13 protein-coding genes and 1 pseudogene are annotated in these 12,935 nt (G+C 71.0%); 5 read left to right on the forward strand and 9 right to left on the reverse strand.

Annotated elements, in window-relative coordinates:
* The first annotated feature begins 29 nt into the window (after positions 1 to 29).
* The 3 genes from ACWENQ_RS34700 (at position 30) to ACWENQ_RS34710 (ending at position 3,210) form a co-directional block, all read left to right on the forward strand.
* The gene (locus tag ACWENQ_RS34700) at positions 30 to 1,136 is read left to right on the forward strand and encodes a citrate synthase 2 (protein WP_354913914.1); all 1,107 of its coding nucleotides are present in this window, start codon (positions 30 to 32) and stop codon (positions 1,134 to 1,136) included.
* Between the two features lie 135 nt (positions 1,137 to 1,271).
* Entirely contained in the window at positions 1,272 to 2,381 is a 1,110-nt protein-coding gene (gene serC, locus ACWENQ_RS34705; RefSeq protein WP_449914276.1) for a phosphoserine transaminase, read from the forward strand.
* Positions 2,382 to 2,604: 223 nt separating this feature from the next.
* Positions 2,605 to 3,210, forward strand: coding sequence for a TIGR00645 family protein (locus ACWENQ_RS34710; RefSeq protein WP_452417980.1), 606 nt, complete (start codon positions 2,605 to 2,607; stop codon positions 3,208 to 3,210).
* Between the two features lie 93 nt (positions 3,211 to 3,303).
* On the opposite strand, the gene ACWENQ_RS34715 is transcribed toward ACWENQ_RS34710, so the two are convergent.
* The 8 genes from ACWENQ_RS34715 to ACWENQ_RS34750 all read right to left on the reverse strand — a co-directional run bounded on the left by ACWENQ_RS34715 (position 3,304) and on the right by ACWENQ_RS34750 (position 10,580).
* Positions 3,304 to 3,927 (reverse strand): rhomboid family intramembrane serine protease, encoded by a 624-nt coding sequence (locus tag ACWENQ_RS34715; RefSeq protein ID WP_452417982.1) that lies wholly within the window; start codon positions 3,925 to 3,927, stop codon positions 3,304 to 3,306.
* 145 nt (positions 3,928 to 4,072) lie between these two features.
* Positions 4,073 to 4,840, reverse strand: a complete 768-nt coding sequence (locus tag ACWENQ_RS34720) for a crotonase/enoyl-CoA hydratase family protein (RefSeq protein WP_449914279.1) — start codon at positions 4,838 to 4,840, stop codon at positions 4,073 to 4,075.
* 10 nt (positions 4,841 to 4,850) lie between these two features.
* Positions 4,851 to 5,627 (reverse strand): SDR family NAD(P)-dependent oxidoreductase, encoded by a 777-nt coding sequence (locus ACWENQ_RS34725; protein ID WP_452417983.1) that lies wholly within the window; start codon positions 5,625 to 5,627, stop codon positions 4,851 to 4,853.
* 85 nt (positions 5,628 to 5,712) lie between these two features.
* Positions 5,713 to 6,051, reverse strand: coding sequence for an STAS domain-containing protein (locus tag ACWENQ_RS34730; protein WP_354913924.1), 339 nt, complete (start codon positions 6,049 to 6,051; stop codon positions 5,713 to 5,715).
* A 135-nt stretch (positions 6,052 to 6,186) separates the two neighbouring features.
* Positions 6,187 to 6,948, reverse strand: coding sequence for an energy-coupling factor ABC transporter ATP-binding protein (locus ACWENQ_RS34735; protein WP_452417984.1), 762 nt, complete (start codon positions 6,946 to 6,948; stop codon positions 6,187 to 6,189).
* Entirely contained in the window at positions 6,942 to 7,700 is a 759-nt protein-coding gene (cbiQ, locus tag ACWENQ_RS34740; protein WP_354913927.1) for a cobalt ECF transporter T component CbiQ, read from the reverse strand. The genes ACWENQ_RS34735 and cbiQ overlap by 7 nt, the downstream gene beginning before the upstream one ends.
* 2 nt (positions 7,701 to 7,702) lie before the next feature.
* A complete protein-coding gene (locus ACWENQ_RS34745; protein ID WP_449914287.1) occupies positions 7,703 to 8,710 on the reverse strand; it encodes an energy-coupling factor ABC transporter permease in 1,008 nt (335 codons plus the stop codon).
* 73 nt (positions 8,711 to 8,783) lie between these two features.
* Entirely contained in the window at positions 8,784 to 10,580 is a 1,797-nt protein-coding gene (locus tag ACWENQ_RS34750) for a glycosyltransferase family 2 protein (RefSeq protein ID WP_449914289.1), read from the reverse strand.
* A 342-nt stretch (positions 10,581 to 10,922) separates the two neighbouring features.
* Between ACWENQ_RS34750 and ACWENQ_RS34755 the strand changes: the two genes are divergently transcribed.
* Together ACWENQ_RS34755 and ACWENQ_RS34760 are read left to right on the forward strand one after the other, a co-directional pair.
* Positions 10,923 to 11,291, forward strand: a complete 369-nt coding sequence (locus ACWENQ_RS34755; protein WP_354913933.1) for a hypothetical protein — start codon at positions 10,923 to 10,925, stop codon at positions 11,289 to 11,291.
* An 18-nt stretch (positions 11,292 to 11,309) separates the two neighbouring features.
* Positions 11,310 to 11,462, forward strand: a pseudogene (locus tag ACWENQ_RS34760) (ClpX C4-type zinc finger protein); the annotation flags it as partial.
* Positions 11,463 to 11,918: 456 nt separating this feature from the next.
* On the opposite strand, the gene ACWENQ_RS34765 reads toward ACWENQ_RS34760, so the two are convergent.
* Positions 11,919 to 12,890, reverse strand: a complete 972-nt coding sequence (locus ACWENQ_RS34765) for a helix-turn-helix domain-containing protein (protein ID WP_354913935.1) — start codon at positions 12,888 to 12,890, stop codon at positions 11,919 to 11,921.
* Between the last annotated feature and the right edge of the window lie 45 nt (positions 12,891 to 12,935).

The raw sequence follows: 12,935 nt of genomic DNA on the forward strand, positions 1-12,935 counted from the left end.
CATACGGCAAGAAAGGAAGGCGGCCAAGAATGTCCGACTTCAAACCCGGACTCGAAGGCGTCGTGGCCTTCGAGACCGAGATCGCGGAACCGGACAAAGAGGGAGGGGCCCTTCGCTATCGGGGCGTCGACATCGAAGACCTGGTAGGTCGTGTCCCGTTCGGGCACGTCTGGGGTCTGCTTGTCGACAACAAGTTCCAGCCGGGCCTGCCGCCCGCGGAGCCGTACCCCATCCCGGTCCACTCCGGTGACATCCGCGTCGACGTGCAGAGCGCGCTGGCCATGCTGGCCCCGGCCTACGGCTTCAAGCCGCTGCTCGACATCGACGACGCGCAGGCCCGCGACGACCTGGCGCGCGCGTCCGTGATGGCCCTGTCCTTCGTGGCGCAGTCGGCGCGCGGCCTCGGCCTGCCGATGGTGCCGCAGAGCAGGGTCGACGAGGCCAAGACCATCACCGAGAGGTTCATGGTCCGCTGGCGGGGCGAGCCCGACCCCAAGCACGTCAAGGCCATCGACGCCTACTGGACCTCCGCCGCCGAGCACGGCATGAACGCCTCCACGTTCACCGCCCGCGTCATCGCCTCCACCGGCGCCGACGTGGCCGCCGCGCTCTCCGGCGCTGTGGGCGCGATGTCGGGTCCGCTGCACGGTGGCGCGCCCGCCCGCGTGCTGCACATGATCGAGGGCGTCGAGCAGCTCGGCGACGCCAAGAAGTACGTCCAGAGCGAGCTGGACAAGGGCAACCGCCTGATGGGCTTCGGCCACCGCGTCTACCGCGCCGAGGACCCGCGCGCCCGGGTGCTGCGCCGTACCGCGAAGGAGCTCGACGCTCCTCGCTACGAGGTCGCCGCCGCACTGGAGAAGGCGGCTCTGGAGGAGCTGCACGCGCGCAAGCCCGACCGGGTGCTCGCCACCAACGTGGAGTACTGGGCCGCCGTGGTCCTCGACTTCGCCGAGGTTCCCTCGCACATGTTCACCTCGATGTTCACCTGCGCGCGCACGGCCGGCTGGGCCGCGCACATCCTGGAGCAGAAGCGCACGGGCAGGCTGGTCCGCCCCAGCGCCAACTACGTCGGCCCCGCCACGCGTCCGCTGAGCGACGTCCCCGGCGCCGACGAGGTCGTCGGCACCATCTGACGCCTTTCCCTCGGTAACGGCCCGCTGATCACCAGCGGGCCGTTTGTCGTTCCGTACGGCTCCCGCCGCCCGCCACATGTCTCACATCCCGGACCCGGGACGAGCCACCGGAGTCGGCTCAGTAGGCTTGGGCAGGTGGCTGACATCGTGATTCCCGCTGACATCAAGCCCGCCGACGGCCGCTTCGGCTGCGGGCCATCGAAGGTCCGACCCGAGCAGCTGTCCGCGCTCGCCACCACTGGCGCCGGCGTGATGGGCACCTCCCATCGGCAGAAGCCGGTCAAGAACCTGGTCGGCAGGGTCCGCGCCGGGCTCGCCGACCTGTTCTCGCTGCCGGAGGGCTACCAGGTCGTGCTGGGCAACGGCGGCACCACCGCGTTCTGGGACATCGCCGCCTTCGGGCTGGTGCGTCAGAAGTCGCAGCACCTGTCCTTCGGCGAGTTCTCCTCCAAGTTCGGCGCGGTCGTCAGCAAGGCGCCGTGGCTGGGCGACCCGACCATCATCAAGTCGGAGGTCGGTACCCACCCGGAGGCCGTGGCCGAAGACGGCGTCGACGTCTACGCCCTCACCCACAACGAGACCTCCACCGGCGTCGCGATGCCGATCAGGCGGGTCGGCGGCGACGACGCCCTCGTCCTCGTCGACGCCACCTCGGGCGCGGGCGGCCTGCCCGTCGACATCGCCGAGACCGATGTCTACTACTTCGCCCCGCAGAAGAGCTTCGCCTCCGACGGCGGCCTGTGGATCGCGATCATGTCGCCGCGCGCGCTGGCCCGCGTCGAGGAGATCGCCGCCAGTGGCCGCTACGTGCCGGAGTTCTTCAGCCTGCCCGTCGCCATCGACAACTCGGCCAAGGACCAGACCTACAACACCCCGTCGGTGGCCACGCTGTTCCTGCTGGCCGACCAGCTCGACTGGATGAACGGCAACGGCGGCCTGGCCTGGACCACCTCGCGCACCGCCGACTCCGCCCAGCGCCTCTACACCTGGGCCGAGAAGTCGTCGTTCGCCACGCCGTTCGCCGCCCCCGAGTTCCGCTCGCAGGTGGTCGGCACGATCGACTTCTCCGACACGGTCGACGCCGCCGCGGTGGCCAAGGTGCTGCGCGCCAACGGCATCGTCGACACCGAGCCCTACCGCAAGCTCGGCCGCAACCAGCTGCGCGTCGCGATGTTCCCGGCGATCGAGCCGTCCGACATCGAGGCCCTGACCACCTGCGTCGACTACGTGGTCGAGCGTCTCTAGCCGTCCTTGGCCCGGCGGGCAGGCTCGCCGGGCAACGCGAGCGCGTCCCCCGGCGCCCCGCTGGGCGCCCCTCGCCGGCACCGGCAGCCTTTCGGTGCCGGCGGCGGGCGCCTCGAGCGTGAGCCGGGTGACGTGCTCGTTCGCGTGTGCGGGCCCCGAGTGCGTCCACGACCTGAGGCTGCCGGAGCGCGGCCCCACCACTGCGACAGGAGTACAAGGAGTGATGTCCATCTCGGGGGAGCCTGCGAGGAGGAGGCGCGGTCTGGGCCACCTGATGTTCGCCAGCCGGTGGCTGCAGGCGCCGCTCTATCTCGGCCTGATCGTGGCCCAGGGTCTCTACGTGTGGCAGTTCATGGTGGAGCTGTGGCACCTGGGTGACACGATCATCACCGGACACGTCAGCCAGGCCACGGTCGACGCCTTCGGCGGCGTCGACTCGCTTCCCGGCCCCGAGGTCATCGTCATGCTCGCGGTCCTCGGGCTCATCGACGTGGTGATGATCTCCAACCTGCTCATCATGGTGATCGTGGGCGGCTACGAGACGTTCGTCTCGCGCATCGACCTCACCGACCATCCCGACGAGCCCGAATGGCTCTCCCACGTCAACGCCAACGTGCTCAAGGTCAAGCTGGGCACCGCCATCATCGGCATCTCGTCGGTGCACCTGCTCCAGACGTTCATCAGGGCCAAGGACACGCCGTCGGCGACCATGATGTGGCAGACCCTCATGCACCTGGCCTTCGTGGCCTCGGCCATCGGGCTGGCCTACATCGACCGGCTGCTGGCCGCCTCGCCGGCCGAACGCACCAAGGCGCCGGCCGCCCACTGACCCTGGGCGCCGCTCAGCGGGCCGCTGCGGGTCCGCGGGCGGCGCTCACCCATCCGAGGGCCTCGCCCGGCTGATCGGCGGGCCACGGCGGAATCAGAAGGGTTCGGGCGTGCGGCCGATCGCGGACCTGCGCCGCAGCACCCACGCCGCGACGACGCCGCCGACGAGCCCGAACAGGTGGCCCTGCCACGAGATGCCCTGCTCGTTCGGCAGCAGGCCCCACAGCAGCGAGTAGTACGCCGCGGCCACGCCGAGGCCCACCACGATGTCGAGCACGCGCCGGTCGAACAACCCCCGGGCGACCACGAACCCGAAATAGCCGAAGACCAGCCCGCTGGCGCCCACGGTGACCACGCCGGGAGGGGTGGCGACCCAGGTGCCGACGCCGCCGATCACCATGATGATCAGCGTGGCCCACAGGAACCTGCCCCGGCCGCGGAAGGCGGCCAGGAAGCCGAGGACGAGCAGTGGCAGCGAGTTGGCCATGAGGTGGCCGAAGTCGGCGTGCAGGAACGGCGCGAAGAGGATCCCGACGAGGCCGTCGGGAGACCAGGAGACGATGCCGAGCTCGTAGTCGAGGCGGCCGAGCGCGAAGTAGTCGAAGATCTCGACCGCCCACATCACGACGACCATGCCGACGACCAGGAGGAGGGCGCCGAGCGCGCCCTGCAGGAGGCCGCTCGCGCCGCGCCTGGCCGACTCGTAGGGGGAACTCATGCGCTCTCCTGCCGCCGGAGGGAAGGCTTCTCCCTTTACGGTAATGCGGAGCGTCCCCTGCGCGCGGCGCCCGTCTCCCGCGGGACGGCGCCGCCGCACGATGGCGGGGGCTCCTCCCGGCGGCGCGGGAGGAGCCGGGAAGGACCTACTCGCCCCGCCACACCGGCGGGCGCTTCTCGGCGAAGGCCGCCGCGCCCTCCATCGCGTCCTTCGAGCCGAACACCGGGTTGATGATCGGCCCCTGCTTCTCGAACATCTCCTCCAGCGACCAGTCCGCCGACTCAATGACGACCCGCTTGGTCGCCGCCAGCGCCAGCGGCGCGTTCGCGGCGATCGTCCTGGCCAGCTCCAGAGCGCCCTGCAGCGCCGCGCCCGGGGCGGTGATCCGGTTGACGAGGCCGAGCTCGTACAGCCGGGAAGCCGGGTAGTGGTCGCCGGTCAGCGCGATCTCCATGGCCACGTGGTAGGGGATCCGGCGGGGCAGGCGCATGATGCCGCCCGCGCCCGCCACGAGCCCGCGCTTGGGCTCGGGCAGGCCGAACTTCGCCTCGGACGAGGCCACGATCAGGTCGCACGACAGCGCGAGCTCGAAGCCGCCCGCCAGCGCGTACCCCTCGACGGCCGCGATCAGCGGCTTCCTGGGCGGCGACTCGGCGATGCCGCCGAAGCCCCTGCCCTCGATGACGGGCAGGTCGCCGGTCAGGAAGGCCTTGAGGTCCATGCCCGCGGAGAACGTGCCGCCCGCCCCGGTCAGGACGTGGACGGAGACGTCGGAGCGGGAGTCGAGCGCGTCGAGCGCGGCGGCGAGGCCACGGGCGACGGCTCCGTTGACGGCGTTGCGAGCCGACGGGCGGTTGATGGTGATCACCGCGACGCCGTCGGACTCCTCGATCAGTACTTCGTCGGAGGACACGCGCACCTCATCACTTGGGCTGGAAGCGGATACCGCCGTCGAACCTGATGACCTCGGCGTTCATGTAGTCGTTCTCGATCAGCGAGCGCACCAGGTGGGCGAACTCGTCGGGGCGGCCCATGCGCTTGGGGAAGACGACGGGGGCGACGAGCTTGGCCTTGAACTCCTCGGCGGCGTCGCCGGCGAAGCCGTAGATCGGGGTGTCGATGATGCCGGGGCAGATGGTGTTGACGCGCACGCCGATGGCGGCCAGGTCGCGGGCCGCGGGCACGGTCATGCCCACGATGCCGCCCTTGGACGCGGAGTAGGCGAGCTGCCCGGTCTGGCCCTCCAGCGCCGCGACGGAGGCGGTGTTGACGACCACGCCCCTGTGCCCGTCCTCGGAGACGGGCTCGGTCCTGGCGATGGCGGCCGCGCCGATGCGCATGAGGTTGAAGGTGCCGATCAGGTTGACCTCGATGACCTTGCGGTAGCTGGCCAGGCTGTGCGGGGCGCCCTCACGGTTGACGGTGCGCTCGGCCCAGCCGATGCCCGCGCTGTTGACGATCACGCGGACCGGCTTGCCGGTGGCCACGGCCGCGTCGACGGCGGCCTGGACCTCGGCCTCGTCCGACACGTCCGTCCTGACGAAGACGCCGCCGAGTTCGTCGGCGATCGCCTTGCCGCGCTCCTCGTTGAGGTCGGCGATGACCACGGTCGCGCCCTGCCGGGCGAGCTCGCGGGCCGTGGCCTCGCCCAGGCCGCTCGCCCCGCCCGAGATGATTGCTACTACTCCGTTGACGTCCATGTCACGGACCTTAACGCGAGAACCGAACGAAGTTCTACTTCGAGTGGCTCAAATCTCTCCCCGCCGGTCCGCCCGGCCCCGCCGGTCAGATCGCGCCCACCGCCGTGTCGACGTCGGGGTAGACCTTGATGCGGCGGTCGAGGCCGGTGGTGCGCAGGATGCGGGCCACGGGCGCCTGGGGCGCGGCCAGCGACACGCACCCACCCTCACCCGTCGCCAGGCGCCACGCCTCGATCAGCACCGACAGACCGCTGGAGTCCATGAACGACAGCGCCTGGAGATCGAGCACCAGCCGCGCGCCGTCCTGTTTGATCGCGTCGCGGACCTCGTCACGGAGGAATGGCGCGGTGAAGAGATCGAGCTCACCCTCCACCGCGACCACCACGGCGTCTCCCATGGCATGGCGCGCCAGCCGTAGCTTCATTCGGCCCTCCTCGATGAGCCACTGTACTTCGACATCCCCCGACGAGCGGCATGGACAAACTACGCTCACCAACGTGCGGGCAGCGGAATGCCCGGCCGAGGAGCGCCGCGGACGGCGAGGGCGACCGCCCGGCGGTCACCCACGCGTCTCGGCGGTCCCGGGAGCCTCAGGGACGGCGAAGCCGTACGGCAGCTCGAGGCGGTGCTCGGCCAGCAGCGCGGAGTCGGACAGCAGGCGGGAGGTCGGCCCGTCGGCGGCGATCACCCCGCCGGACAGGATCAGCGAGCGCTCGCACAGCTCCAGCGCGTACGGCAGGTCGTGGGTGACCATCAGCACGGTCACGTCGAGCGAGCGCAGGATCTCGGCCAGCTCCCTGCGCGCCGCCGGGTCGAGGTTGGACGACGGCTCGTCGAGCACCAGGATCTCCGGCTCCATGACCAGCACGGTGGCCACCGCGACCCGCCGGCGCTGGCCGAAGGACAGGTGGTGCGGCGGCCGGTCGAGATGGTCGGCCATGCCCACCCTGTCGAGCGCGTTCTTGACCCTGCGCTCCAGCTCCTCGCCCCTGACGCCCATGTTGGCGGGGCCGAAGGCGACGTCGTCGCGCACGGTCGGCATGAACAGCTGGTCGTCGGGGTCCTGGAAGACCAGCCCCACCCGCTGCCTGATCTCCTTGAGGGTGTCGGCCCGCACCGGGGTGCCGGCGACGCTGACCGTGCCGTGTCCGGCGGTCAGGATGCCGTTGAGGTGCATGACCAGGGTGGTCTTGCCCGCGCCGTTCGGCCCGAGCAGGGCGACGCGCTCGCCGCGCCCGATCGTGAGGTTCACCCCGAACAGCGCCTGCGTGCCATCGGGATAGGCGTAGGCGAGCTCGCTCACCTCAAGGGACTTCACCACAGTGACACTCCAAGGACGGCCAGCGCCGTGACGGGCAGGGCCAGCGCGGTCCCCCACTGCCGCCCCGATCCGGAGACATCGTGGATGAGCGGCAGCGAGCCGCTGTACCCCCGGCTGAGCATAGCCAGGTGCACCCGCTCCCCCCGCTCGTAGGAGCGGATGAACAGCGCGCCGGCCGACCTGGCGATCACCGGGATCTGGGTGAGGTTGCGCGCCTCGAAGCCCCTGGCCTCCCGCGCCACCCGCATCCGCCGCATCTCGTCCACGATCACGTCCATGTACCGCAGCATGAACATCGCGATCTGCACCAGCAACGACGGCAGCCGCAGCCGCTGGGCGCCGAGCAGGATCATCCGCGGTTCGGTGGTGGCGGCCAGCAGGATGGAGGCGACGACGCCGAGGGAGGCCTTGGCCAGGATGTTCCACGCCGCCCACAGTCCCGGCACGCTGAGCGAGAGCCCGAGGACCTCGGTCCGCTCCCCCATCCCGATGATCGGGATCGCCAGCGCGAACAGCACGAACGGGATCTCGATCGCCATCCGCCTGACCACGTGGGCGGCGGGCACCCGCGCGACGCCCGCCGTGAGCGCCAGCAGCAGCGCGTAGCAGCCGAAGGCCCAGAAGGCCTCGCGCGGCGTGGCCACGACGACGCCCGCGAAGGCCAGCATCGCCACCAGCTTGCACTGCGGCGGCAGCCGGTGGACGGGCGAGTCGCCGGGCCGGTAGAGCTGGTGGTGGTGCCCCGCGCCCATCTCTAGACCCCGGCTCCCGCGCGGCGGCGGGCCGCGAAGGCGACGGCGCCGGCGACGAGCAGCGTGATGCCGACGCCGACGACCCCCGCGACGCCGACGGGCACGCCGCCGACGTCGCCGTAGTCGGCCAGGGCCCACGAGCCGAACAGGTGGTCGGTGGCCTGGTCGAGGAAGCCCTTGTTCTCGGCGACCGCCTCCAGGCCGTCGGGGTCGGCGGAGGCGAAGAAGGAGACCACGCCGGCCAGCACGAGCGTCAGGCCGACGCCGCCGAGCAGGAACGGCCTGCCGCCGGTGGCGGGCTTGGCCGCGGGGGCCGCGCCGACGGGCGAGGTCGTGCCGTCGGCGCCCTTCAGGACGAGCGGGGCGGCCAGGCCGCGGGCGCCGTAGACCAGGTCGGGCCGTACGGCCAGCACCGCGCCGACGGTCGCGGTGGTGATGAGGGCCTCACCGATGCCGATGAGCACGTGGACGCCACCCATGGCCCCGGCGACGGCGGCGGCGTCGATCGGGGCGGTGCCGCCGACCGCGAACAGCAGCGAGAAGGCCAGCGCGGAGGCGGGCACCGAGACCAGAGCGGCGAGGAAGGCGGCCGCGCCGACCGCCGCCTTGCCCTTCGCCGCCCTGGTGACCAGGCGGAACAGACCCCACCCGACCAGTACGGTGACCACGCCCATGATCACGATGTTGATGCCGAGCGCGGTCAGGCCGCCGTCGGCGAAGAAGACGCATTGGACGAGCAGCACCACGGCCATGCACAACACGCCGGTGTAGGGTCCGACGAGTATCGCGGCCAGCGCCCCGCCCAGCAGGTGGCCGCTGGTGCCGGCGGCGACGGGGAAGTTGAGCATCTGGACGGCGAAGATGAAGGCGGCGACCAGCCCCGCCATGGGCGCGGTGCGGTCGTCGAGCTCCCGCCGGGCGCCGCGCAGGCAGACCGCCACCCCGGCGGCCGCGACGACGCCTGCCGAGACGGATGTAGCGGCATTGAAGAAGCCATCGGGTACGTGCACGACCAAGCCTCCAGTAAGCGGACGAAACTCCCCTACTTTAAGTCAAGGCTTTGCAGTTGCACATGTCTAGCAATTACCCGCGGCGGATCAGCCTTCGCACGAGCGCCCGAGGCGTGATCTTACGGACGACCGTGCTCAGCCTGCCCTTGCCCGCCGTCGCGTACGGCCGGACGCTGCTGCGCACGGGGCCCCGCCACCAGCTGCGCGGCTCGGCCACCGTGCCGGCGTCGACCTCGATCCTGAACCGCGCGGGCGGCCCGCCCAGCTCCAGCTCCAGGTAGGCGTCCCAGGTGCCGGGGGCGAACCTGCCGATCGCGGGCTTGGCCACGAACACGCCGCCGGGCAGCGCCACCACCGGCTCGACGCGCTCCCTGCCGCTGTGGCGCTCCCTCCAGACCAGTTGCTTGACCGCGCCCGCCTCGGGGATACCGCCGCCGCCCACGGTGATCTCCCCGTCGAGGAGGAGGCGGTGCCCCAGGATCCACCGGGTGCGGGTGAGCCGCGCGCTGCCCGGCACGGTGAGCACGTGCCCGCCGACGTCGACGCTGAGGTTGCCGTTGGTCCTGGTGAAGTACGGCAGCGCCACCGCGCTGCCCACCAGGCGGGGAGCCGGCCTGGTGATGCCGCCGTCGCGGTCGGCGCCCAGCCTGCCCAGGCGGATGACGCCCTCGCACTCGACGGCGACGTAGAAGTCCCACACGCCGGACGACAGCTCGCCGGGGTCGACGCTCGCGATGAAGCCGCCGTCGCCCACGGGGTCGGCCGGCAGGACCAGCTCGCCGCCCTGCTCCTGCCGGGAGCGCAGGACGAGCGCGACACCGCCGGCGGCGTGCTGGCCGTCGAGCGCCGCCTCGCCCTCCACGACCAGCCTGTCGCTCTCCCAACGCAGCCCGGTCAGGCGGCGGCACACGACGGCGGCCTCGATGCCGGCCAGCCGTACGAGCCTGTCGATGTCGTCGAGCGCCGCCAGGCGCTGGCGGTCGGTCGTGGTGAGCCGGTCGGTGACGCCCGGCGTCAGCCACCGGTCGCACAGGACGGCCACCTCGTGGGCGATCTCCTTGCGCCGCATGTCGTCGGCAGCCAGGAAGGGGGCGCCGAGCTGGGCGAAGATGTCGAGCCTGAAGTGGCGGCGGAGCAGGTGGTCGCGCAGCGGCCCCGGCCCGATGTGCGCGGTCATCAGCTCGATGGGCTTGCCGATCATGGCCAGCCAGCCGAGCGGGTCGCGACTGGCCGGCTGCTGCATGATGCTGCTGCCGTCGGGCCTGGCGACCAGGTGGTAGCAGTCGTAGTCGGCCACGACAGAGATGATCTCGGCGTGGCAGTAGGCGTGGACGCTGAAGACGATGTCCTCGCCGATCAGCTGCCCCTCGGCGAACCTGATGCCGTGCCGGTCGAGCATCTCCCTGCGGTAGAGCTTGAAGCAGCTCAGGCTGTTGTAGACGGCGCTGTCGCCCAGGTCGACCCGGTCGGTGCTGTGCAGGAACATCGAGACCGGCGCGCGGCGGCCATGCCCGACGATCTTGCCGAGCACGATGTCGGCGGCGTTCTTGTCGGCCATGGCGACCATGCGCTCGAGCGCCTCGGGACCTAGGTAGTCGTCGGCGTCGCAGAAGAACACGTAGCGGCCCCGAGCGTGCTCCAGCCCGGTGTTGCGGGGGCCGCCCGCGCCGATCGGGTGCTCCTTGCGCACGACCCTGACCACGCCGCGGTGGTAGTGGGAGTAGAGCTCGAGCAGTTCGGCGCTGCCGTCTGTGGAGCCGTCGTCGACGACGACGATCTCCTTCTTCACCCGCTGGACCAGTGCGGAGGTCAGGCTGCGATCGAGATAGTCACGGCAGTCGCGGACGGGGATGATGACGCTGACGTCCACACCGCCCTCTTCGCATCCGGTCGGTCGTTCAGCCACAGCCGCGCCCCTCAGCCGTCACGTTCCGCTAGCCCTTGAATTCAGTATGTGACGAGACTGCGGGTTCGCGCGGGCAATCCGGCGTGTTGACGGCTTTACTTTCGGGACAACCGACATATCACTCGGCGATGCAAATTTGCTGATTAAGCAGGGTGAATTGCGGCTCGGCGGGGGCGCTGAATTCCCCTGCGGCGTAGAGATTCATCCCTGCAGGGAACAGTGCCCTACCCCCTGCCCACCTGGGTGATCCCAAGACGGGAATGACGCGTCTACACTCAGGCAACCTTGATCTGAGAGGTGGCGGAAATGGGAACGGAACTCAGCCGTGAGACGACCGAGGATCCAGCCGTGCGCTCCGCCGAGCGCATCGTCTCCTCCGCACGGCTCGCCGAGCTCTACGAGTGCTCGGCACTGCTGCGCCGTACGCGTCAGCGGGCGGAGCAGATCGTGAACGAGGCGCGCGCCATGCTCGCCGAGGCCGAGCTCTACGGCGACCCCATCAGAGTGCTCGCGCTCAGCGCCCAACTCGAGGAGGCGCGCGCCGCCTACCGCAAGATCCTGCAGGCCTACACCACCATTTGCCGCAAGATCGGCGAGGAGCGCAACGCCATCATCATGTCCCAGGTCAAGGAGACCAGAGAAGCCGTCCAGGAGGGCTTGTCAGGTGTCGCCTGACGGGATTAGTGTCAGGCCATGCCTGACAGCTGGAAGGACAAGCTCCGCTGCTCGTTCTGCCACAAGAAGAGCGCGGACGTCGGCAAGCTCATCGCGGGCCCGGGAGTGCACATCTGCGACCAGTGCGTCGCCCTCTGCAACGAGATCCTCGAGACAGAGCGCCTCAGCGCGCCGTCGGAGCCGCGCCTGCCCATGTGGGAGGAGATGTCCGTCGAGCAGATCCTCGACCACCTTCCCAAGATCGCGGCGGTCCAGGTGCAGATCGACGACAACCTGCACGACTGGGTGCGCCACCTCCGCACCCGCGACGTGAGCTGGGAACGCATCGGCGCGTCCCTGAACATGACCCGCCAGTCGGCCTGGGAGAGGTTCAGATAACCGGCCCAGATAACCGGCCCAGGTAACCGTCCGGGTAACCCGTCCGGTAAACCACTGTGACTGCTGGGGCGTCCCCTGATCAGGGAGGCCCACCATGCACGTTCTCGAGGGCCTCGCGGCGCCCGACCTGACCGAGCTCGCGATCGAGCTCCTGCTGGTCGCCGCGCTGCACGAGGAGGCCGAACGGCTCACCGCCGAATGAACGGGCTCCAGCTCCCCGGCCGCCGCCGGGGAGCTGGAGCAGGGGGCTCAGCCGGGAAGACCCGAGTCGAGCCTTCGTTTCTTCAGCGCCAGGTGCAGGTGGAGCCTGGTCATGCCGTCGTCGAGGTCGGCGCCCAGCGCCTCGGCGATGCGGCCGAGCCGGTAGTACAGGGTCGTCCGGTGCAGGTGCAGCGCCGCCGCGGCGCGCTGGGCGTTGCCGCCGAGGTCCAGGTAGGTCTCCAGGGTGTGCGCCTGCTCGCCGTCCAGCCCGGCCAGCGGGTCGTCCGCCGCGCCGAGCAGCGTCAGGTACGGCCCCAGCCCCGCCCACGACACCTGGCGCGGCAGCGCGGGGTCGGCGGCGGCCAGGTGGGCGGCGGTCAGCGCCTGGCGGTAGGCCTCAGGAGCCGCCTCGGGCGCCATCGCCTCGCTGTAGCCGCGGGTGACGCCGTCCTCGTCCGGCATGGCGTCGGCGGGCTGGCGGAGCAGGTAGGCGGCGTGGGTGTCGGTCCGCAAGCCGCCGATGGCATGGCGTTCCGGCCGGCCGGAGCCGGGAAGCACGACGCACACCTGGATGAGTCTGGGGGTCGTCCGGTTCCAGCCCTGCCCCGTGGTCAGCAGGCGGCGGACCATCGCGTCGGGGTCCTCGTGCCAGGCGGCCGCCAGCTCGCGGGCGGTCTCCTCGGCCAGCGCGAGCGCCTTGCCGTCCAGCGTCTGGTCGGGGTCGAGCAGCCACAGGTAGCCGAGCGCGCGCCCGCCGTCCCTGATGGGCACGCAGACCCTGGCCCCCATGCCGAGCTCCTCGTTGGCCGGCACCCGGACGGGTGCCGTGGCCGCGGCGATGCCGTGCAGGTCCTGCCAGCGGCTGATCTCGGGCGCGACCTGCCGGGAGAGGATCGCGGCGACCCGCACCGGATCGGCGTCGGCGTGCCGCGAGCTGTAGGCGATCAGCCGGCCGTCGGGGTCGTCGACGGTGACGCTCCGCTCGATGGCCGCGGCGAGCGCGTCGAGCCATGCCTGCATTCCGACAAGTGTAGGAGCGGGTCCCTTCATCCACACCATGTGCCC

Source organism: Nonomuraea sp. NPDC004354, assembly GCF_053602555.1.